The sequence below is a fragment of the Lysinibacillus sp. NPDC096382 genome (assembly GCF_044762845.1).
GTDB lineage: Bacteria > Bacillota > Bacilli > Bacillales_A > Planococcaceae > Lysinibacillus.
In genome coordinates, this window is record NZ_JBIWFC010000021.1 from 41,077 (window position 1) to 64,422 (window position 23,346).

At 38.2% G+C, this 23,346-nt stretch carries 18 protein-coding genes, 1 pseudogene and 1 other annotated feature; of the genes and pseudogenes, 11 read left to right on the forward strand and 8 right to left on the reverse strand.

Translation table 11 applies throughout. The features are described from left to right. Nucleotides 1-401 precede the first annotated feature (401 nt). From ACIQZA_RS21740 to ACIQZA_RS21765, 6 genes are all read left to right on the forward strand, one after another. Nucleotides 402-1,442 carry an LCP family protein gene (locus ACIQZA_RS21740; RefSeq protein ID WP_400937899.1) on the forward strand — a complete coding sequence of 347 codons (1,041 nt, stop codon included), beginning with the start codon at nt 402-404 and terminating at the stop codon, nt 1,440-1,442. Between the two features lie 150 nt (nt 1,443-1,592). Continuing rightward, nucleotides 1,593-3,098 (forward strand): coproporphyrinogen III oxidase, encoded by a 1,506-nt coding sequence (locus ACIQZA_RS21745; RefSeq protein WP_400937896.1) that lies wholly within the window; start codon nt 1,593-1,595, stop codon nt 3,096-3,098. 107 nt (nt 3,099-3,205) lie between these two features. After that, nucleotides 3,206-4,345, forward strand: a complete 1,140-nt coding sequence (locus ACIQZA_RS21750) for a glycerate kinase (RefSeq protein ID WP_400937893.1) — start codon at nt 3,206-3,208, stop codon at nt 4,343-4,345. 67 nt (nt 4,346-4,412) lie between these two features. Further along, complete coding sequence (locus ACIQZA_RS21755; protein WP_400937891.1) at nt 4,413-5,621, forward strand: MBL fold metallo-hydrolase; 1,209 nt, start codon at nt 4,413-4,415, stop codon at nt 5,619-5,621. After that, entirely contained in the window at nt 5,608-5,856 is a 249-nt protein-coding gene (locus tag ACIQZA_RS21760) for a DUF3006 domain-containing protein (RefSeq protein WP_402883801.1), read from the forward strand. Before ACIQZA_RS21755 ends, ACIQZA_RS21760 begins: the two co-directional genes overlap by 14 nt. A gap of 426 nt (nt 5,857-6,282) precedes the next feature. Beyond that, the gene (locus ACIQZA_RS21765; protein WP_402883799.1) at nt 6,283-7,071 is read left to right on the forward strand and encodes an HAD family hydrolase; all 789 of its coding nucleotides are present in this window, start codon (nt 6,283-6,285) and stop codon (nt 7,069-7,071) included. Nucleotides 7,072-7,300: 229 nt separating this feature from the next. Here ACIQZA_RS21765 and ACIQZA_RS21770 read toward each other — a convergent pair whose 3' ends face one another. From ACIQZA_RS21770 to serA, 3 genes are all read right to left on the reverse strand, one after another. Beyond that, on the reverse strand, nt 7,301-8,233 hold the full coding sequence (locus ACIQZA_RS21770; protein WP_402883797.1) for a hypothetical protein: 933 nt from the start codon (nt 8,231-8,233) through the stop codon (nt 7,301-7,303). Further along, a complete protein-coding gene (locus tag ACIQZA_RS21775; RefSeq protein ID WP_402883796.1) occupies nt 8,220-8,717 on the reverse strand; it encodes an RNA polymerase sigma factor in 498 nt (165 codons plus the stop codon). Before ACIQZA_RS21775 ends, ACIQZA_RS21770 begins: the two co-directional genes overlap by 14 nt. Before the next feature lie 467 nt (nt 8,718-9,184). Further along, nucleotides 9,185-10,792 (reverse strand): phosphoglycerate dehydrogenase, encoded by a 1,608-nt coding sequence (gene serA / locus ACIQZA_RS21780; protein WP_402883794.1) that lies wholly within the window; start codon nt 10,790-10,792, stop codon nt 9,185-9,187. Nucleotides 10,793-10,955: 163 nt separating this feature from the next. Further along, nucleotides 10,956-11,195: a binding site (T-box leader), on the reverse strand. Nucleotides 11,196-11,602: 407 nt separating this feature from the next. Between serA and ACIQZA_RS21785 the strand changes: the two genes are divergently transcribed. Further along, on the forward strand, nt 11,603-13,261 hold the full coding sequence (locus ACIQZA_RS21785) for an FAD-binding dehydrogenase (RefSeq protein ID WP_402883793.1): 1,659 nt from the start codon (nt 11,603-11,605) through the stop codon (nt 13,259-13,261). Nucleotides 13,262-13,412: 151 nt separating this feature from the next. Here ACIQZA_RS21785 and trhO read toward each other — a convergent pair whose 3' ends face one another. From trhO to ACIQZA_RS21800, 3 genes and pseudogenes are all read right to left on the reverse strand, one after another. Further along, a complete protein-coding gene (gene trhO, locus ACIQZA_RS21790) occupies nt 13,413-14,384 on the reverse strand; it encodes an oxygen-dependent tRNA uridine(34) hydroxylase TrhO (RefSeq protein WP_402883792.1) in 972 nt (323 codons plus the stop codon). Nucleotides 14,385-14,538: 154 nt separating this feature from the next. After that, nucleotides 14,539-14,658, reverse strand: coding sequence for a zinc ribbon domain-containing protein (locus ACIQZA_RS21795; protein ID WP_402883790.1), 120 nt, complete (start codon nt 14,656-14,658; stop codon nt 14,539-14,541). An 8-nt stretch (nt 14,659-14,666) separates the two neighbouring features. Further along, nucleotides 14,667-15,086 (reverse strand): annotated as a pseudogene (locus tag ACIQZA_RS21800) (helix-turn-helix domain-containing protein); the annotation flags it as partial. 333 nt (nt 15,087-15,419) lie between these two features. On the opposite strand from ACIQZA_RS21800, the gene ACIQZA_RS21805 reads away from it, so the two are divergent. After that, complete coding sequence (locus ACIQZA_RS21805; protein WP_402883788.1) at nt 15,420-16,202, forward strand: enoyl-CoA hydratase; 783 nt, start codon at nt 15,420-15,422, stop codon at nt 16,200-16,202. Between the two features lie 95 nt (nt 16,203-16,297). Here ACIQZA_RS21805 and ACIQZA_RS21810 read toward each other — a convergent pair whose 3' ends face one another. After that, nucleotides 16,298-16,483, reverse strand: coding sequence for a YhzD family protein (locus tag ACIQZA_RS21810; protein WP_079563325.1), 186 nt, complete (start codon nt 16,481-16,483; stop codon nt 16,298-16,300). Between the two features lie 591 nt (nt 16,484-17,074). On the opposite strand from ACIQZA_RS21810, the gene ACIQZA_RS21815 reads away from it, so the two are divergent. The 3 genes from ACIQZA_RS21815 to yhaM are packed head-to-tail and all read left to right on the forward strand — an operon-like array spanning nt 17,075 to nt 22,121. Continuing rightward, nucleotides 17,075-18,289 carry a metallophosphoesterase family protein gene (locus tag ACIQZA_RS21815; protein ID WP_400937874.1) on the forward strand — a complete coding sequence of 405 codons (1,215 nt, stop codon included), beginning with the start codon at nt 17,075-17,077 and terminating at the stop codon, nt 18,287-18,289. Nucleotides 18,290-18,294: 5 nt separating this feature from the next. Continuing rightward, nucleotides 18,295-21,186 carry an ATP-binding protein gene (locus ACIQZA_RS21820; protein ID WP_402883786.1) on the forward strand — a complete coding sequence of 964 codons (2,892 nt, stop codon included), beginning with the start codon at nt 18,295-18,297 and terminating at the stop codon, nt 21,184-21,186. Next, nucleotides 21,183-22,121, forward strand: coding sequence for a 3'-5' exoribonuclease YhaM (gene yhaM, locus ACIQZA_RS21825; protein ID WP_142509242.1), 939 nt, complete (start codon nt 21,183-21,185; stop codon nt 22,119-22,121). Before ACIQZA_RS21820 ends, yhaM begins: the two co-directional genes overlap by 4 nt. Nucleotides 22,122-22,355: 234 nt before the next feature. Here the strand turns inward: yhaM and ACIQZA_RS21830 are convergent, their stop codons facing one another. Then, nucleotides 22,356-23,318: a peptidylprolyl isomerase gene (locus ACIQZA_RS21830; RefSeq protein WP_400937870.1), complete on the reverse strand. Its 963-nt coding sequence runs from the start codon at nt 23,316-23,318 to the stop codon at nt 22,356-22,358. Between the last annotated feature and the right edge of the window lie 28 nt (nt 23,319-23,346).

Here is a 23,346-nt window from a genome sequence, read left to right on the forward strand (position 1 = left end):
TTGATTTCCGTTCCGACTGGGCGCTTTGTTGCTGACGCTTCGCTTTCGCACAGTCAAAACATTTGCTGCCGCTACATTAACACTACGCTTTCGCACAGAAAACATCCGCTGCGCTGCGGGGTCTCGGGCCAACACGATGTTGGTCACGAAGGCGTTATCACAGGATGTGATGCTTTTAGCCTTCGTTCCTCTATTGCTGATCCCCGAGGAGTCGCCCAGTCTCCACTCCAATCAACTATTTACATAGTAGACGTTTTACCAAAAGTCATCCATAACTTTTGGTAATGAACCAATTTTTCCTAAATATATTCATATAAGGAAACTCTAAAGAACAAACAGCGTCTTTATTAACGGAGAGAATGACTTTACTTCAGGAATTCGAATAGAAGAGAGGATTTAATTTGGAAAGAAAAACAAGAAGCTCTAAAAAAGCGAAACCTAAAAATAAAGTTATAAAAATTACCCTACTAGTAATTGTAATTTTACTATTAACTGTCACTAGTTATGGAGCTTATGCCTTTGTTAAATTTAAAAATGCTTATGATAGTTCAAAGGTCGATTTAAATAGAGCAGGAAATAAATCAGAGCTTAGGGAAGAGGATGTATCATTTGAAAAAGATCCAATCGCAATTTTATTATTAGGTGTTGAAAATTATTCTAGTAAGGAGAAGGATGGTCGAGCAGATACTCAAATGGTCATTACTTTGGATCCGGATACATCAGAAATAAACTTAATTACAGTACCTCGGGATGCAAGAGTTAAAATAGAAAATGCCGGGGAATATACAGGGATACATAAAATCAATGCCGCTTATAATTATGGATCAATTACAGGCTATGGGGCAATTAAGTTACAATTAGAGACAGTTGAAAAATTCCTGAATATACCGATCGAGAACTTTATAGCAGTAAACTTTGATGGCTTTAGAGATATTGTCGATGCTTTAGGTGGAGTAACAATAGATGTAAAAGAGGATTTCTGGGAAGATAATATTTACGATAGAAAACAAAGGATAGAATTTCATAAAGGAGAGGCACATTTAAATGGGGAAGAGGCACTTGCATTTGTAAGAATGAGATACAGACCTGTTAATGCTTCATACTCACGTGAAGAGAGACAAAGACAATTTTTGACGGCAACAATTAATCAAGCAAAATCGACGAATACCATATTTAAAATTGGTAAAATTGCCGATATTTTAGGGAAAAACGTAGAAACAGATTTAAACCTTAATGAAATCTATGCACTCCAAAAGCAATATTTGAATTCCAAAAACATATCTACGAAAACGTTAGAAATAAAAGGAGAAGATCAGTATATAGGTAAAACTTCTTATTTTATACCGGATATGGAACGCTTGGAGAAAGTAAGCGTGGAATTAAGAAAAATTCTTAAACTAAAAGAAAAAAAATTCAAAACAAATGCGGCTATAGATAATTAAAAGATAAAAATCCATTTTGATAAATTTTGTCAAAATGGATTTTTTAATCATTAGACGGAATGTTCTGTTATTAATTGTGGCTTTGCTTATCGTGATGAAAATTTGTTAAACTATTGGTGCTGTAATTTTTGAGAGAAAAGAGCGAAGAAAATGAAATTTATTCACATAGATCAAAAATATCCTGAGGATTGGATTCGCGTATTAAATCATATTGCGAATTTATTTTTTGAGGATTCCAAGTTGACAGTAGAGACTGAAGGAACAGATATGGCAGTATCATTCGAACATAATGTTGGGGATGATTTCTCAATTTCTACAAAAGCTGTTCTAGAAGTAGACGGTAAGCGTTATATGAATGATTACCGTATTCAATATGAAACTGAGGCTGAAGGACGTGAGCTAAATATTCGTATGAAGCGTGCTTTGTCTCACGTATTTTTAGATGTGTTAGAGCAACATACGGGAATGCATCAGCAATGGGGAATTTTAACGGGTGTGCGTCCAACTAAGCTTTATCATAAATTCCGTAAGGAGGGTAAGAGCGAGGAAGAAATTACTGATATTCTTATTCGTGATTTCCGTCTGTCAGAAGAAAAGGTAGCACTACTAAAAGAAATAGTGGCTCGTCAGTTAGTGACGATTCCTGATATAGATGAAATCGGTAAAGAAATAAGTATTTATATCGGTATTCCTTTCTGCCCGACTAAATGTGCCTATTGCACGTTCCCAGCGTATGCGATTGGCAGCAATCGAAAACAAGGGCGTGTTGCTACATTTTTAGATGGGCTGCATATTGAATTACGTGAAATGGGGAAATGGCTGAAGGAAAATAATATGAAAATCACGTCCATTTATTGGGGTGGTGGTACACCGACATCTATCGAGGCGCATGAAATGGATGCACTCTATCAGACAATGCATGAATCCTTCCCACACCCTGAGACAATCCGTGAAGTAACTGTCGAAGCGGGTAGACCTGATACGATTACGCCTGAAAAACTAGATGTGTTAAAAAAATGGGGCATTGACCGAATAAGTGTTAATCCACAATCATATACAGATGAAACACTTAAAGCAATTGGGCGTCATCATACGGTACAGGAAACAATTGATAAGTTTTGGTTAGCACGTGAATCAGGCATGAATAACATTAATATGGATTTAATTATTGGTTTACCGAATGAAGGAATTGAAGAGTTCCAGCATTCATTAGATGAATCTGCAAAAATGCAGCCAGAATCGCTAACGGTACACACATTATCATTTAAACGTGCATCGGAAATGACGCGTAATAAGGATAAGTACAAGGTAGCAGACCGTGATACTGTTGCAAAAATGATGCATATGGCACAAGTATGGACGAAGGAAAATGATTATGTACCATACTATTTATATCGTCAAAAAAACATTTTAGGTAATTTAGAAAATGTCGGCTACAGTAAAGCTGGTGAAGAAAGTATCTATAATATTGTCATAATGGAAGAAGTACAGACAATTTTAGGGATTGGCTGTGGAGCATCCTCTAAATTTGTACATCCTGAAACAGGGAAGATTACGCAGTTCCATAATCCGAAAGATCCTGCTGCTTACATCATGACATTTGAAGAGGCAATCGGTAAAAAAATTGAGTTTTTAGATGAGTTATATAAGGCATAAAAAATGATGGCAATCTGACGTAGTGTTCAGATTGCCTCTTTTATTCCGATAAATCTCAGGGAAATTTCTGATCTGAATTTTATAATTATTGTAAAAGGAGGTATAACATGAAAGTCGTTATTAGTCCAGATTCCTATAAGGGGACATTGTCAGCCTTTAAGGTGGCTAAAGCAATGCAGGCGGGGATTTTAGCTGTTGATCCAGCAATTGACACAATCATTTTACCAGTAGCAGACGGTGGAGAAGGAACATTAGAATCACTTGTTACCTCAACAAATGGTCGATATATTTCACATCATGTGCTTGACCCATTAGGGAGAGTAATTGAAGCGAAGTATGGCGTTCTTGGTGATAATGAAACATGTGTAATTGAAATGGCTCAAGCATCCGGTATTATGCTGTTACAGGAGAAAGAAAAAAATCCTGAGCTTGCATCAACGTACGGAACGGGGCAGCTAATAAAGGCTGCTCTTGATAAAGGATTTAGGAAATTTATTATCGGAATTGGCGGTAGTGCTACAAATGATGCTGGTATTGGCATGCTAAAGGCACTTGGACTGCAATTGAAAAAAGAAGACGGCACTTTAATTGCTGATGGGGTTTCGGCACTATTAGATTTAGCTTCAATTGATGTTAGTCAGTTAGATCCCCGATTGGCTGAAGCAACATTTATTATTGCATGTGATGTTGATAATCCATTGATTGGAGAGCGTGGGGCAACAGCTATTTTTGGACCTCAAAAAGGTGTGAAAGAGCATCAAATTGCGTATTTTGATAGCTGCTTAAAACAGTTTGCAGACATTGTTGAAAAGCAAATTGGCATTCGACTGCACGACTACAAAGGGGCCGGCGCTGCAGGTGGAATGGGAGGCGCATTTATAGCATTTTTAAACGGCAGTTTTAATGCAGGTATTGACATTGTGATGAATGCAGTACAGTTAAAAAGGCATTTAGAAGGTGCCGAGTTTGTTATGACAGGTGAAGGACAATCGGATCGTCAAACATTACACGGGAAAGCACCATTAGGGGTGGCGAAGGCTGCAGCATCAGCGAATGTACAAGCTATCTTATTGTCAGGGGCAATAGAAGAAAATGATAAACCTGCATTACTTAAATACTTTACTGTTGTTGAATCACTAGTAGATGAAAATATTAGTGTCCAACAGGCAATGCAAGAACCTTATTATTTTATTCGCATAAAAGCACAAAGGATCTTTGAGTCTTATGGCTGGTACAATGACAGGTAACGATAGAGAGCAGCCCATGGTTAGCTCTCTTTTTAGTATAATAGAAAAATAGAAAGGAAGTAAGTAGATGAAAAGATTAATAGTAGTGCTCTTTTGTATTTTTTTAATAGCAGGCTGTACGGAAACATTAAATACGGAAAAAGTATCCGTCACTGCAGGACATGAAATGCGCGTACATTTTATTGATGTAGGACAAGGAGATTCGATTTTTATTGAATCCCCAAACGGCAAGACTATGCTTGTTGATGGGGGTGTTAAAGGCGCTGGTCAAAAGGTTGTCTCGTATTTGAAGGAGCTTGGTGTGAACAAGCTTGATATAGTGGTCGCAACCCATCCTGATGCAGACCATATTGGTGGTTTAATTCCTGTGTTGAACTCGATAGATATTGGACAATTTTATGATTCAGGGAAGGTACATACATCTCAAACTTTTGAAGAGATGCTGACACTAATTGATACAAAGAATATTCCTTATAATGTTCCAAAAACAGGCGACAGTATAGCGTTTGATGCTGATATTAATGTGAAGGTGTTAAATGCCAATGAGCATGCAACAGATAATAATGATGCTTCCATTGTCTTAAAAGTTACTTATGGCAATGTATCATTTTTATTAACAGCCGACGCGGGAATTGCGTTAGAAAAAGAGATGATGCAGAATGATGTGAAAGCAACGATCTTAAAGGCAGGTCATCATGGTTCTAACACGAGTAGCTCTGCGGAGTTCATTCAGAAAGTACATCCTGAGGTGACAATTTTAAGCTATGGCGAGGGCAATAAGTATGGTCATCCGCATGCTGAAGTAGTTGAGCGTTTACAAGCACTTGGCAGTAAAATTTATGCAACTGCAGAAGCAGGGACTGTTATCGTATCAACAGATGGGGTAAACTATGACGTGAATTCAAAAGAATGGTCTGGAACAATTGCCTTAGCACCACAAAAAACTAGTTCAAGTGTCTCAGCACCAAAAACGACTAGTGCAAGTGTTGAGATTGCTAGTAAGGACTTAATAGAAGAAGTTGTAGGCATTAAAAATAATGGTAATGAAGCAGTTTCTTTAAAAGATTGGCAGCTTATATCGATTGAAGGGAATCAAGTTTTTAACTTCCCAAATGTGACATTGCAGCCAGGGAAGACGATTTATGTCACAAGTGGCTCGAATGCACGGGACGGTCAAAATTATTTGAAATGGACAAAGAAACAGATTTGGCTGAATGATGGGGATGCTGCACAATTACGTAATGCGAAAGGGGAACTTGTTAGTGAGCTCGACTAAATACACCTTAGACCGTATTGAAGATGGATATGCAGTTTTTTTGAAGTACCCAGAGGAAGAGGAACAGCTAATCATTTTACAGTCTGCCATGAATAAAACAGTACAGGCTGGCGATCGCGTGCTTATTGAAGAAATTGATGGCATCTATCAAATTGAAATTTTAAAAGAAGAAACTGAGCAGAAAAAGGCAGAAATACAAAGCTTAATGGATAGATTGCGTAAGAAAAATCAATAGTTTTAGAATGAAGAAGATGCTCATCACTAGAAGATGGAGATTGAATTTGTTACAGTGTATGCCATATATAGGTTGATTAGAGTGGAGGCTAGGTGACTCCTCGGGGATCAGCAATAGAGGAACGAAGGCTAAAAGCATCCCATCCTGTGATAACGCCTTCGTGACCAACATCGTGTTGGCCCGAGACCCTGGAGCGAGCAACGCGAGTGAAGCGGCTCATCGGACGCCCCCAGGAAGCTCTGCTCTGTGCGAAAGCGAAGCGGCAGCAACAAAGCACCCAGCCGCAACGGAAATCAACAATACGTTATGGTGATGAGCCTATATTTTACTGGCCAACTCGAGCACGAAAATGCCTAAAACGCTATGCTAAATATTTTGAATATATGCTAAAATAATTATACTAATAGGAAGCTAGGAGCTGACACAATGTCAATTAACACAATTATTTTTGATTTAGATGATACGCTATTATGGGATAAAAAGTCCGTCAAAACAGCATTTGAGAAAACGTGTGAATATGCAGCAACTATACATAATGTAAATCCGGCTGAGCTAGAGGAAGCTGTACGTAAAGAAGCACGTGCACTTTACGAGGGTTATGAAACATATGATTATACGGTGTTAATTGGCATTAACCCATTCGAAGGACTTTGGGGCACATTCGATGATCCAACAGATTCTTTCCAAAAAATGAAAAATATCGTACCAGGCTATCGTACAGAAGCATGGACAAAAGGCTTAGCAGTTCTTGGCATTGATGATGCACAGCTAGGAGCGGAACTAGGAGAGCGCTTTGTGGCAGAGCGTAAAGTGTCTCCATTCTTATATGAAGATACTTTTGATGTGTTAGATAAACTAAAAGGAAAATATCAACTTGTATTACTGACAAATGGAGCACCAAGTTTACAAAATTTAAAACTGGAAATTACACCAGAAATCGCGCCATATTTTGACCATATTATTATTTCTGGAGATTTTGGTAAAGGGAAACCAGATGCCTCTATTTTCGAGTATGTAATGGAGCAAGCAGGTATTATAGCAGACGATGCGGTAATGGTTGGAGATAACTTAAATACTGATATTTTAGGCTCATCTCGTGTTGGTATGCGCAATGTTTGGATCAATCGTGAAAACAATGCACCAAATGGCGTTGTTACTCCAACATATGAGGTTGATTCTTTAACTGCATTATTAGAACTTGTCAATAAGCTATAAGGTAAAAAATGTACTGATTCATCAAATGATCAGTACATTTTTTGCTTGTCGGACAAAAGTTACTACGTTCCTGCGGGGCTTTTTAGTGCAAGCTCATCTCGTAGAAGTCGCCAATCTCCAGCGTAGGACATGAGTGCTTGTATTGGTCTAATTCGGAGATGGCATCTCAGAAATGTTTCTGGGATACTTTTTTTGTGTAAAAAGAGCTGTCCAATAACTTATTGAACAGCTAGTAGTATATATAATATGCAAGATATAGAAATGAAAAAGCTAATGCAATGCATAGTTGAACAACAACACTTGCTACTAGGTAACCTCGGGGCTCACCTGCTTTTTTACGATAATAAATTTGCATAATAGAGTAGAGCGTAAATAAGCCATATATAATCGTAGCGTGTATGGAATGCATCAGTAAATAGATAGCAAATAAAATACCTGCAAACAAAACTAGCATGATGGCATTGGCGATGGCATGTTCGACTGTAGCTGCAACAAAACGTCGTTTAATATGAGGCATTCTTTTTTTTGCAAGCCATAGTGAGAAATGCGTAAGCAATATAAAAATATTGCCAATAAGAAACTTGATGGAACGTTTATCATCATAGTAGTACTCCAGTGAATCAGATGCATTGTCGAATTGAATTGCTTGTTCTGTTACGACATTAAAGAAAGTATCGTTATTAAGCACCTTCCATTTCTCTTGAGTTCCATCAGAATAGATAATCAACACGTCATGAGGTGTAAAGTAACCATTAGCTACCCACTGCGGTTCTGTTACTGAAACTGAAGATGCATGTTCCATTTTTTCTTGTAGCTGCGTTAAAAATTGCTTATTTGTATAGCATTGCTGAGGTACATAAAGGCATGAAGCTTTCGCGATAAATGTTTCTTTGTTTTCATTGCTGTGTACATAGACTTCAGCAATTGTTTTGTTTGTATCTGTTGTCAGTGGAGAGATGGCTGGCCCTTGGGTAAAGGACAACATTAAAATACCAAGAACTGTGATAAACAACAAAGATACTGCCGGTATTTTCCAAGGCTTTTTAATAGGTCGTTTTTCTATTGTAGTAGGTGTAGTAATATTGTGCAGTATTTTTTCCTGCTGCTGCTTAGTTAATTTTAGGTCGCGTAAATGTTGCCAGGATTCCTCATTGTTCTTCATCAAATTCACCTCCAAGCTGCTTTTTTAATGCAACAAGTGCACGTTTTAATGTGTTTTTTACCTTTCCTTCATTCCAGCCAAGTACATCACAAGTTTCCTGAATGGATAAACCCTCGATTTTACGTAAAATAATGACATCTCGATAGGTGAGCTTAAGTCTACTAATTGCAAAATACAACGTCTTTGCATCTTCTTGCTGGATGAGCCATTGGTGTGGTGAAGTTGGCTCAAGCTCTTCATGATCGTTTAAAAACGGTACAAATTGAATAAGTTTTTTCCGGCGGTAATGATCGTAGGCAAGATTACGTGCAGTACTCCTAAGCCAAGCGAGCTCTGCACCTTCTTTGATTGTCTGCTGATATTTTAAATAGCGGGCAAATGTCTCCTGTGTAAAATCCTCCGCTAATTTCTCATCATTGATTAAGTAATATAAATATTTAAAAATAGTTTGATTATGTAAGTAAAATAGCTCTTCAATTGTCAAAATGTGCACCTCCTTTCTCTTAAAGACGAGTGACTTTCAGAAAAGTATCATTTTACCAAAAAAAAAGCTTCTCATTAAAAATTAGGTATGACATTGTTGAAACGTATACTATGTATATAAGTTGATTGGAGTGGAGGCTGGGCGACTCCTTGGGGATCAGCAATAGAGGAACGAAGGCTAAAAGCATCACATCCTGTGATAACGCCTTCGTGACCAACATCGTGTTGGCCCGAGACCCTGGAGCGAGCAACGCGAGTGAAGCGGCTCATCGGACGCCCCTAGGAAGCTTTGCTCTGTGCGAAAGCGTAGTGATAACGTAGCGGCAGCAACAAATGTTTTCTGTGGCGAAAGCGAAGCGTCAGCTACAAAGCGCCCAGTCGGAACGGAAATCAACCCTACGTTAAGATGATAATCTTCAAAAATAAAAAGCAGAGAGTATTTGTACTCCCTGCTTATAAATCAATATATTATAAGTTAATCGCTTTTACTTCATCAATATTTTCAAGCTTTGCAACGAATGTTAAATCTTCTTCTGTTACAGCATTGTCGATTGTTAGCATCATGACAGCTGTACCACCAACTTGTGCACGACCAACTTGCATTGTTGCGATGTTGATATCTTTTTCTGCTAGCTTTGTTGCTACGCGTCCTATTGCACCTGGTTTGTCCGTATTTTTAATGTAAAGAAGGTGACCTTGTGGAATAACGTCAACAACATAGTCTTCTACTTTAACGATACGTGCACCTAAACCATTTAATAATGTACCAGCAACTGTGTGTGTTTCGTTTACTGTTTTGATTTCAATCGTAATTAAGCTAGTGAAGCCTTTAGCAGTTGTAGTTTTATGCTCATTAATTTTCATGCCGATACGTTCAGATAAGTAGCGAGCATTTACGTCATTCACATGATTACCGTGGTTTTTAGCTAATAAGCCTTTTAACGCGTTTGACGTTAATGGACGAACATCATAATTTGCTACTTCACCAGCATAAGATAAGTTGATTTCTTTTACAGGCTCAGTTGTAAGTTGAGATAAGAATGAACCTAGTTTTTCAGCTAATTCAAAGAAAGGCTCGACTTGTGCTAGTAATTCTTTTGGAATAGATGGCATGTTTACAGGGTTAGTTACAGTACCTGTTTTATAAAATTTAATGATGTCGTTTGAAACGTCTACAGCTACAGACTCTTGTGCTTCAATTGTAGATGCACCTAAGTGAGGTGTTGCGATTACTTGTGGTAAAGTAAGTAGTTTGTGATCTGTTGCTGGCTCAGATATGAATACGTCTAGAGCAGCACCCGCTACTTTACCTTCTACGATTGCATCATATAAATCATCCTCATTGATAATACCGCCACGTGCACAGTTAATGATACGCACACCATCTTTCATCATAGCGAATTTTTCTTTGTTAATAAGGTTGCGTGTTTCAGGAAGAAGTGGTGTGTGTACTGTAATGAAATCTGCAGTTGCACAAATTTCTTCAACTGTTGATTTTGTTACCCCTAACTCTTTAGCGCGTTCATCTGTTAGGAATGGATCGTATGCCATAACGTTCATGCGTTGACCTTTTGCACGATAAGCAACTTCAACACCGATACGACCGAAGCCTACAACACCTAGCGTTTTATTTTTAAGCTCAACTCCAACATAAGATTTACGATCCCATTTACCATTTTTAAGTGTATTGAATGCTTGTGGGATGTGACGAGCAAGTGAAGTCATCATTGCAATAGTGTGCTCAGCAGCAGAGTTAGTGTTACCATCTGGTGCATTCACGACGATAATGCCATGTTCAGTTGCAGCAGTTAGATCGATGTTGTCTACACCCACTCCAGCACGTCCGATAAGTTTTAAGCTTTTAGCCGCTTCAATTACTTCACGTGTTACCGTTGTTTGAGAACGTACTAGCAAAACATCTACATCCGCAATTTTTGCGATTAATTCTTCTGGTGCAAGACCAGTATCAACAATGATATTTAAGTCTAAATCTTGTTCTTGTCGTAGTGGGAAAATACCATCTTCACTTAGTGGGTCAGCGATAAATACGTTAATTGTTTTTGTTGCAGTAGTCATTTGTAATTAGCTCCTTTTAATTAAAAATTTTTTAGTGTTCTTTATATACGAAACAGTCTGAATTTTGTAAAACTAAATATTTTACAGCATGCAAACAATCTCCTTTCTAAAATAAAAAACAATAAAAAAGCCTTCCGCGCCTTACAAACACAAAGATTGTGTTGTAAGGGGCGAAAGGCTGAATAAACATTGGTTCGCGGTACCACCCTTAATCACTGCTTGAAAGATTTCTAGCAGTCTTAGCAATATGCGTAACGTGCATGTGACGGATAAGCTTACTTTGGAGATGTTCGGCTTATCTATTCAGGAGTGGAACTATTATCGTAGAAATCGCTGATTTACACCAACCATCAGCTCTCTTTGGATTTTCTTGCGACTAGCATGTCTCCGTCGTTATATTTTCGTGTGATTAAATTTGTTAACATCATAATCCTTATTGTTCACCTTTGTCAACAATATTTCTAAAAAAGATTAAAAATCTTGACTTTGAAAGTCTAGAAAGGAACTAAAGACGAATGTTATATTGTTTTCATTTAATTAATATTCGTCTTTTCGGAAAGGACAATGAAAGCGCTGCCGATAGATGCTAAGTCTGATTACATGGGCGTTTAACAAATATTTGAGGTCGAAAATTATACGGAAATATATTGGTGTTAAATGGATTATGTGAATAGAAACTTTCTTTGTTTAGTGGAAGAAAGCGAACGTTTTTTCTTGTCACATTTTCGTCAAATTTATAATGTGTAGAAGGTAAACGGTCCTTTAGAGAAGAATGTAAGTAATGAAAGATTGATTTTTAGGGGGTATTGAATGATGTATGATGTAGCAATTGTCGGTGCAGGACTGGCAGGATTAGTAGCTGCCTGTGAGTTAGCAGATGCAAAGAAAAAAATTGTTTTAGTAGATCAAGAACCTGAAAATTCAATGGGAGGACAGGCGTTCTGGTCCTTTGGCGGTATATTTTTAGTAAATTCACCCGAGCAAAGAAGGCTTGGTATTAAGGATAGTAAAGAGCTTGCGTGGCAAGATTGGCAAGGAACCGCTGGCTTTGATCGCTTGGAGGATGAAGATTCGTGGGCGTATAAATGGGCCAAAGCTTATGTTGAATTTGCAGCTGGTGAAAAATATAGTTGGTTAAAGTCTATAGGTATTAAGTTTTTCCCTGTCATCGGTTGGGCAGAACGTGGTGGATCATTAGCAGGCGGCCACGGAAATTCGGTTCCTAGATTTCATGTTGTTTGGGGAACTGGGCCAGGCATTGTAAAGCCTTTTGCTGAAAAAGTGAAAAAGGCCATAAAGGATGGATATATAGATTTTAAACCAAGACATCGTGTAGATGAGTTTATTCAACAAGATGGAAGGATTACAGGGATTAGTGGAACAGTGTTGGCTGAAAGCTATGCAATTCGCGGTGAAAAAAGCTCTAGGCTAGGTATTGGCGAATTTTCTTATGAAGCGGGAGCGGTTATTGTGGCGAGCGGTGGGATAGGGGCAAATTTTGATTTAATCAGAAAAAATTGGCCTGCTCGACTAGGTACACCACCCAAAAATATGGTCAGTGGTGTACCTGCTTATGTAGATGGCAGAATGTTAGAAATTACTGAGCATGCGGGAGGACGTATCGTTAATCGAGACCGCATGTGGCATTATACAGAAGGCTTGAAAAATTGGGACCCTATTTGGCCAAATCACGGCATTCGAATTTTGCCTGGCCCTTCTTCATTATGGTTTGATGCAGAAGGCAATCGATTTGGAGCACCAAATTTTCCGGGTTTTGATACGTTAAGCACATTAGAGGCAATTCAAAAAACAGGTTATGATTACTCCTGGTTTATTTTAACTGAAAAAATTATTGAAAAAGAATTTGCATTATCAGGCTCTGAACAAAATCCTGATTTAACAAATAAAAGTATTCGTGATGTTCTGAAACGTGTTTTGCCAGGAGCGCCAGGTCCAATTCAGGCATTTAAAAATCATGGTGAGGATTTTGTGATTGCTAATGATTTAAAGGATTTAGTTGCAGGGATGAACAAGCTGGCTGGCAATGATCTTCTTGACTTTATCAAAATTAAAGAGCAAATTTTAGCAAGGGATCGCGAAATGGACAATAAATTTACAAAAGACTTACAGGTTAATGCTATTCATGGCGCAAGAAACTATGTTGGTGATAAATTTGTGCGCGTTGCGAAGCCTCATAAAATATTAGATCCCCAAAATTGGCCCCTTATTGCGGTACGTTTAAATATTTTAACGCGTAAAACATTAGGAGGCTTACAGACAAATTTGAATGGTGCAGTGTTAGGAATAAATAATCAGCCTGTACCTGGTTTATTTGCAGCTGGGGAAGTTAGTGGTTTTGGCGGTGGCGGTGTACATGGTTACCGTGCTTTAGAAGGGACATTTGTTGGTGGTTGTTTATTTAGTGGCCGACAGGTAGGGCGTTACTTAGCTAAAGGGGTGCTCGGGTAAGACGAGAAAGTGATCAGGTACCGTGTGAAATCGCTCGGGTACTAAAAATATCTGCTTAGGGTAAATGTGCAATTACTACCCTTTACAGACAAGGTAGATGAACAAAAAATATGAAAGAGCATCACCACAAATGGATGATGCTCTTTTTTTCTTATAAAGAGGAATTTTGAACTTCAGCGATTTTAACTATTTGGTCCTCAATCTGCTCTTTTGTCCAACCATTCTCTTCAACGAAGAAGTTGCGTTTTGCGCGGCGACATTCGTCTGAACAGCTACGCATATAGAAGGCCTCATGCTTTTCCTCGCAAAGCATTAATTTATGGCATTCGGGATTTGCGCAGTTTGTAAAACGTTCTGTCGGTTCACCAGTGAAGAAATCCTTGCCGACAATAACATGCTCAACCTGATTAATCGGTACACTACGACGTCGATCAAAGACAAACATTTGTCCATCCCATAGTTGACCTTTTACCTCAGGGTCTTTAGCATACGTGGCAATTCCACCATGTAACTGACCTACACTTTCCCCATAGCCTTCACGTTTTAACCAACCAGAGAATTTTTCACAGCGAATACCACCCGTGCAGTAAGTTAAAATTTTCTTATCAGCAAAATCTTCTTTATGAGCCTCCATCCAAGCTGGTAGATCACGGAAGTTTTCAATATCTGGACGCACCGCACCACGGAAATGTCCGAGGTCATATTCATAATCATTACGCGCATCAATAACTACTGTATTATCCTCCTGCATATGCTCCATAAATTCCTTTGGTGATAAATAATCCCCTGTTATTTCTAAAGGATTGATATCATCTTTTAAACCTAGGTGTACAATCTCTCGACGAGGGCGTACATGCATCTTTTTAAAGGTATGCCCTTCAGCTTCATCAATTTTCCACATAATATCGCTAAAACGAGGGTCTGCCTTCATATGATTCATATATGCATCAGTTTGCTCGACTGTACCTGAAACCGTTCCGTTAATGCCCTCATATCCAACTAAAATACGGCCAAGAAGCCCGATTTCTTGACAAACTGCTAAATGTTCCTCTGCGAATGCTACAGGGTCTTCAATAGCTATATATTTATAATAAAGTAATACACGATAGTCTTTCTGTGTCACAATTATTAACCACCTTTAAATCAATATTCGTCCGTGAACTACCCACCACTTAAAACCTAACAGTTTTTGAAGTGGGGGCTTCTCGACTCATCGTTGCTTTTAGTAGCCAACGAAAACTGACCGAGCTATCCCTCTTGTTCCAAAAGTTCTTTTGTTATACTAACGCTAATAGGCGCAATCCTTCTTGTTTGATGTTGATGGCGGCATTCCAGTCTCTGTCTGCTACAAACCCACAATCACAGTAGAACGTACGCTCAGAAAGAGAAAGGGACACCTTTACTTGACCACAACAGGACCCGTTTTAGTGCGAGAGACCGTACAAGACTTGATGAAATGATGGGACGGAATTTCCCGATGTTGCTCTATTTTTACAAGTTTCAGTTTTGGTAATTTGATAGCGCCGTCCAACAGCATAATGTTTCCGTTGACCACATTGGTTGTATAGGATTGCTTTGACTTCCGATTTTTGAACTTCGGAAATTCCGCACGACCAGAGAGCCATGCAAACTCCTCTTTATATTTAGCAGGAGTCGGGGGTTTTTGCCTCTTTAATGCTTCCTTGTCGTCCTTGAACTGCTCAACCATTTCTTTTCGCTCCGAAAGCATTTTGTTGTAGACAAATCGAACACAACCGAACGTTTTCGCAAGAAGTTCCTCTTGTTCTTGCGTTGGATATAGACGAAACTTATAGGCTTTGGCCATATCAAATCACCTCACTTCATACCTTATTTTCTAATAAAAGTATTCATGGATTTTGATATCTCGGGGATATAACATAACAACCTTTCATCTATCTAAAGCTGATTATATCATGTCATGACAAAAATAAGAGACTTCTTTAGTCTACACCTAACCGAAATTCATCTCCCACTTTCACTGGTGCTGTCACCCCTCCACATTTAGAAGTGGAAGACTTCTTTCAGAGGGAAATTAAAGATAGCCTATCAAGTGCTATTTTGCGTAGGAGAGAAGGAGTTTTCTAAAAAAACACGAATAATAGATAGTGAATGACTATTCATATTTGGGGGTGTTAGGATGAAATTTTCAACAATTACATTAGAAAAATTAGATCGCCGTGCAACATTAACATTAAATCGACCACATGCCATGAACGCCATGGACGATGTGATGATGCGTGAACTAGCAGAATGCTTCGAAGCACTACAGCAAGAACAAGAAATACAAATTCTTGTTATTCGTGGGGAAGGAAAGGTCTTTTCCGCAGGTGGCGATATTAAAGCGATGCTAGATTCAAATAAGCCACTTGATATTAATAATGCAATGGTTTATTTAACGCGTATTGTCAAGGCATATTATCAACTACCGATGATCGTCATTGCAGCAGTTCATGGGGCGTCAGCTGGATTAGGCTTTAGTCTAGCGTTAGGAGCTGACATAGTTGTGGCATGTGAAAATAGTAAGCTCGCTATGAATTTCATAGGTATAGGGCTCATCCCAGATGGTGGCGGTCATTTCTTTATGAAGGAACGTGTGGGTACTGTTAAAGCTAAACAAATGATTTGGGAAGGCAAGGTATTAACTGCATCAGAAGCGCATGATGAAGGGTTAATTGACTATGTTGCACCAGATGGGACTGTTTTTGCGATTACTGACCAACTAGTCGGAAAAATGCTTGCTTCTCCAATTGCATCGATGATTACGACTAAAAAAATTCTTCATGCTCAAAATTTACCGCAATTAGAGAGTATTTTATCAATGGAAGCAGCGGGGCAAGCAGCGATGCGTAAAACGGCTGATCATTTAGAGGGAATCCATGCGTTTGTAGAGAAAAGAGCACCTGCCTTTGTAGGAAAATAAATTTAACTACTTCTTTCAGTGGGCGTCCAAACACCCGCTAAAAGAAGTAAAAAGGCGCGTAGTAAGCTTTTCTACGCGCCTTTTAATAGCTATTTTTAGACATGAAATAAAATTAATTTACCTGAGGAGTTCACAAGGCGATGAGTTTTGTTGGCAACACCTTTTTCTTCGATTTGTTGTAGACCGCTGATTTTTGCAGCCTCATCGTTTTCGAATGTCCATGTTTCATCAAATAATGTTTCCCCAGTTTTTTCAAAAGCTGTAAAACGATAATTCTCCATACAAACCCCACCCTTTATTTAATATATATTCTATTATACATAGAAGATTTATAAACTTCACGGTAAAACTAGCGAAAATTTCGATAAATTATGAAAGTTGTGGAAAATTTGAGGCAATACTATTAATGAACATTCTTTGAATACATTTCTCAACTAGCGTGAAGTATGATAAAATAGAACAAATATTCGGTTTCGACGTGATTCACGAATATCTCATTATAAAAATGAGATAAATAGCGATTGGTAAATTATTGAAGTAATGATTCTAATGTGGTTCATCACCAAAAGTTGTGAATGACTTTTGTTAAAACGTCTACTATGAAATAAGTTGATTGGAGTGGAGGCTGGGTGACTCCTTGGGGATTAGCGATAGAGGAACGAAGGAGCTTTGCTCTGTAACGAAAGCGAAGCGTCAGCAACAAATGTTTTCTGTAGCGAAAGCGAAGCGTCAGCTACAAAGCGCCTAGTCGGAACGGAAATCAACCACACGTTTTTGGTGATGATCCTCTAATGTACTGAATTATTTACTGCATTGCGAGTGATGAAAGAATGACGACAAGATATAGATTATTTATTACTTGAGGTGATTGGATGTCAGCTATTCGTTTTTTTCATATGGCGGATTTACATTTAGATAGTCCATTTAAGGGCTTATTTGGTTTACCAGAGCAAAACTTCAAAAAGATTCGAACAAGTACATTTGAAGCTTTTGATAAAATTATTCAAAAAGCTATTCAGGAGAAACCTGATTTTTTACTGATCGTCGGTGATATATATGATGGGGAAAATCGTAGCTTGCAGGCACAAAGAAGATTTCAAGAGGCAATGGAAAAGCTCTTTCAGCATAATATCCCGGTCATTTTAAGCTATGGTAATCACGATCACTTAAATGGTGCTTGGACCCGCTTTGCGTTACCGAGCAACGTTTATGAATTACCAGCTGAAACAAGTGTTGTGCAATTAAAAATACGTGGTCAGCAAGTTAATATTTATGGCTTCAGCTATAGTGATCGTCATATAACGAAATCAATGATTGATAGTTATCCTATTGCACAGGACGAGCATGCGATTCATATTGGTATGCTTCACGGTAGTGAAGCTAGTGATACTTCACATGCTGTTTATGCACCGTTCACAAAAGATCAACTTCTTGAAAAAAACTATCATTATTGGGCTTTAGGGCATATTCATAAACGACAACTTTTACATCAAAATCCACCGATTGTTTATCCAGGCAATATTCAAAGCCGACATCGGAAAGAGCAGGGGATAAAGGGTTTCTATGACGTAACCTTGTCACAAACCTCTACTGATTTGGAATTTGTACCTACATCTGCTGTTGTTTATAATACGGTAGAGATGGATTGTACGAATGTGTTTCATGCAAATGAACTCCTAAAAAAATGTGAAGAAGCATTGATGTTTAATCGTCAAGAGTATGGGGCATCTGTTGTTGAACTGCATTTAAAAAATATAGATGAACAATCACAATCTTTATTTGAACATGCTACAGTTGATGCATGGCTAGAAACAATTCGAGAAGCTGAGGATGGGATTGAACCGATGTGCTGGGTACAAAAGCTTGTGTTACATCAATCATCCGTATTGTATGAGCATACTGCTGCGACTGAATCGGTGATGAATCTTATGGAGCAATGGGTCATTTCTGAATGGAAGGATATTTTAAAGGAATTATACCAACATGCTGGTGGTGCAAGACTGATCGAGCCTTTAACAGAACAGGACATTAAAAATTTAATGCACAACGCGCAAGAATTATTAGCAGAAGAAATTCAAAGGGTGTGAATAACATGCTAACGATACAAAAAATCCAAATATATGGCTTTGGTAAGCATGAAAACATCACCATTACTTTACACGAAGGAGTTACCGTTTTTTATGGTATGAATGAGGCGGGTAAAACCACCATTCAACAGTTTATTTTACAAATGCTTTTCGGATTTCCGACGAGACAGCAGACACAACGCAAATATGAGCCGAAAGTATCGACTAAATTCGGTGGTCAGCTTACAATTGGGCATCCAACGTATGGGCAATGCACGATAGAACGCATTAAAGGAAAGGCGGCTGGGGACGTCACAGTTTATCTAGAAGACGGAACAATTGGGCATGACGAACTTTTAGCAAAACTAATATATGGTTATTCAAAGGCCTCCTTTGAGTCTATATTCTCCTTTTCATTACATGAACTACAGGGCATTGAAAAAATGTCAGAAGAAGAGCTCACGCATTTGTTGCTTGCCTCTGGGACAACAGGGATTCAACAGTTATCGTCTCTAGAAAAGAAGATGGACAAAGATGCTGGTGAGCTTTTTAAAAAAACAGGCAAAGTGCCACTCATTAATCAAAAATTGGAGCATGTGAAAAAGCTAGAACGCACAATTAAACAAGAACAAGGTAATATTCAGACCTTTGAGGATAAATTATTACAATTACAACAGCTCGATCAAAGGCTAGAAGAGTTATATAGTCAGCAAAAAACACAGCAGCAAAATTGGCAGCAGCTCACAATTCTTCAGCAGGCTATGCCGCTTTTAAAACAGCAAAAAGCTTTCGAACAGACGCGAAAAAGCTATGAACATGTGCAGTTTCCGCCAGAAGGGATCCGACGTTATGAGCAATTAAAGGATCGGCTTTTGCATGAAACACTACAATTGCAGCAGCTGAACGAGCAGTATCAGGAACTACAAAAAAAGCTTCAATTAACGGTGAACGAGCAAGCTATTACTGAAATGTCTAGACTTTTAAATAGGGAAGCAACATGGAATCAGTTAGTTGTTAAGGAACAGAACTTAATGGATGAGCTGTATTTAATTGAGCAAGAAATAGAAGCGCAGTTTCGTTTGCTAGGTGTTCAGGAAAAAACGGCGCAGGATATTTTGCTCGAGGAAACAGTGTCATTACAGCAAGAAGAACAGTTTCAACAACAGTTAAGCCTATTAGAAGAAGCAGAAGAAGAACTGAAATTTCATTTGCGTTCGTTGGAGCAACTACATGCAGAATTAGATACAATTGCTCAACTAAAACAACAGCTTCAACAGGAGTCATTATCTACAGAGGAAGAACATATTTTAGCACAGTGGCCTCAACGTAAGGGAAAGCTTGAACAATTGCGCTATGGAAGGTCGCAACGCTCGAAACAACAACAACCAAGTGTTGTTATATTTATTGTGTTAGCTATAAGTATGCTTTCATTTATTTATGGTGTTATGGAAAAAAATATGGCTGTCGTTGTTGTAGGAGCGGTTATGTCGCTGATCATTATTTTTTATTTGAAATTTGCTAGACAAGCACATGAAGCGCCGAGTAAACAACAAAATCAGCAAATACATGAGTTAGAGCAGGAGGAAAATGTTGCTCAAGCCATCCTGCTGAAAAAACAAAAACTTGAAGATCACTTGTTACATGTAAATGAGCAACAGCAAGAAAAAGAACGTCAATATGTGAAACTTGAATATAAAATTCAGCGAGCTGAGCAGGTGAGTGAAGAGGCCACTCAGTCGCTTCAACATTTTTTAAGGCGCTATCGGATAGAGGGGAATATACCGAAAACATTATTACCAGAGCTGTTTATGCGCATTCGCGGTGCTCAAGAGTTAGCAGCAAAAAAGAAGAGTACATTTACTCTTCTACAAACGGTACAAGCGGAGAAAATCGAGTTCCTAGAACAAGCGCAGCGAGTCTTACAAGTAGAGTATAGTGAGCAAGAAATCTTTATGCATTTACGTAATACATTCCTTACTTTACAGCAGGAGCAACAGATATCTCAACAAGCAAAAGAGCAGCTGACTAGCCTTCAGACCAAAATTCAAGGAGTTCAATCACATATAGACAGCTATGAGTCTGAAATTACTCAGTTATATAATGCTGCGAATGTTCAAACAGAGAAGGCTTATTATGAAACGCATGAACAATTTGAGCAACAACAAAAAAAAACAACAGAACTTCAAGCCATTCAGAGTCAGCTAGCCTCGCTGAATGTAGACAACGAACAATCATTAATAGACGATAAACAGCTTAAAGAAAAACTACTTGCTTTAGAAGAAGAGCGTGGCGCAATGCAGGTAGCCATAGATCATTGCCTAGAACAACGCGCGACACTACAAATCCAAAAAGAGAATCTTCTAAATGACGAGAAATATGGTCAATTGCTGCAACAGTTTGAAGAGGAGAAATCAATGCTGCAACAGCTAATAGGGCAATGGGCTACAAAAAAGGCATTGGCTACTGCGATTCATGAAACATTGTTCCGCCTAAGAGAAGAAAAACTACCCTATGTTTTGACAGAGGTTAATACAATATTTAATTTGTTAACAGGTGGACGTTACGATAAGCTTTTAATTAATGATGAAGGCTATTTTGTTACACAGGATGTTTCTGGATTACGTTATCAAATGGCAGAATTATCACAGGCTACGAAGGAGCAAGCTTATATTTCGTTGCGCATGGCACTAGCAAAAACACTGACAACTTCTGCTCCATTTCCATTTATTATGGACGATCCTTTTGTCCATTTTGATCGAAACCGTACAGACAAAATGGTACAATTAATGAAAGAAGTAGGATATGAACGTCAAATTTTATATTTTACTTGCCATGACGGGATGCTCGAGCATTGGCAGAAAGACCAAATAGTCAATGTTGGAGCACTAGCAAATGAAAGGGGAGTGGCGTCAACATGAAGGGTATTACGACGCTCCAGGTTGGAGAATCAGTTGATCAATTTTTATTAATTAAACAGGCGACAAAAGGAGTTACCACAGTTGGAAAGCCATTTATGTCACTGTTATTACAAGATAAAAGTGGAGATATTGAGGCAAAGCTATGGGATACAAATGATGATCATGAAAAACTGTATCACGCTGAGGCAATTGTCCGTGTAGGTGGGGAAATTCATGACTACCGTGGCAAAAACCAATTGCGTATAAAATCAATCCGTGTAGCAAAACCGGAGGAGGGAATTGCTATTAATGATTTAGTTCCTTCCTCAGCAACTCCAAAAGAAGAATTATATGAAGAATTGACGCAATTTTTCTTTGATATTAAAAATCCAAATATTTCTCGAATTACACGTGCAGCTATTAAAAAACATCAGGATGCTATTTTAGTATATCCAGCAGCAACGAAAAATCATCATGATTATGCATCTGGTCTTTTGGATCATATGGTGTCAATGTTAAGACTAGGAAGAGCAATTGCTGATTTATATCCTACATTAAATCGAGATCTGTTATATGCAGGGATAATTCTGCATGATATCGGTAAGGTTGTTGAACTATCAGGGCCAGTTGCAACTATGTATACTGTTGAAGGGAATTTACTTGGTCATATTACGATTATGGTCAATGAAATTGCCAAGATTGCTAGTGAACTAGAGATTGAGGGCGAGGAAGTTATGCTATTGCAACATATGGTGCTATCTCACCACGGTAAAGAAGAATGGGGCAGTCCGAAAAAACCGATGATTCAAGAAGCGGAAATCTTACATTATATTGATAATATTGATGCAAAGATGAACATGCTAGCACGAGCATTAGGCAAAACAGCACCGGGAGAATTTACTGAACGATTATTTCCGCTTGATAATCGATCGTTTTATAAGCCGTCTATTAAATAAATGTAGATTTGAGGTTTCGTAGTTGAGTGGATTCGAGGCTGGAGATAGGTCATAGATGAGCTCCTTAGTAAAGGGACGAAGGCTAAACCTCTAATACCTTTGTAAAAAAGGAAAGAGGATTCATTTTGAGTAAACTTTATTCAAAATGAGTATGTGTTTTCAAGATACTTTTTGTATATAAAAAGGGTTACGCCTGTATAAGCGTAACCCTTTTTCATATAGTAAGATAACAGATTACTTTTTGTCAGTATCTTTTTTACTTTCTTTTTCAGCGTTTTCTTGCGCTTTTTTAACAGCTTCTTCTTGCGCTTTAGCTTGCTCTTCACTTGTTGTTGTAAGATCCTTGATAGCAGGTTCTAATTCTTTATCAGAAGTTTTTACATCTGCATCTTTTGCCATTTTTGCAAGGATATCTTTAAGAACTTGTTTATCTTGACCTGTGTTCACTAATTTAGCTAGCATTTGTGAACGGATATTTGCTTCTTCGTCTTTGAATGAGCCAACACCTTTAACATCACGCTTTTCCGTAATTTCAATTACGTGGTAACCGAAACTTGTTTTAACTGGTTCACTTAAAGTTTTTACAGGAAGGGCATAAGCAGCATCATTAAATTCATCTACCATTGCACCAACAGAGAACCAACCAAGCTCTCCACCTTTGTCAGCAGAGCCAGTATCAGTTGAGTATTCTTTTGCTACATCTGCAAATTTTGCGCCGCCTTTAATTTTGGCAATCACTTCTTTAGCTGTTTTCTCATCTGCAACTAAAATATGACGACCATTTAACTCCGTTTTCATTTGTTCATAATGTTTTTTTACATCTTTTTCTGTAAAAGCTTTATCTTTTAAAGCCTTTTCTGAAAGAAGCTGAACACGTAAAGTCTCTTTAAAGCCTTCTTTCGTTAAGCCATATTGAACAAGAGCTTGGTCAAATTCATCACCTAATTGTGAAGCAGTAGTGTCGTATGCTTCTTTAAGTTCTTTGTCTGATACTTTATATTTATCAGATAGTAATTTTTCAGTCACCATTTGTTGAACTACATGAGCACCTGCTAAATTTTTTGCTGATTCATTAAAGTCAGCGCCTGAAATGTCACCTAATTTAGAAGTAACAACTGTTTTACTGTCCCCTCCGCTACAAGCTCCAAGCGCTAATACCGAGGCAGCTAATGTTAAAGATAAAACTGTCTTTTTCATAGTGGATATTCTCTCCTTACAATGGTTT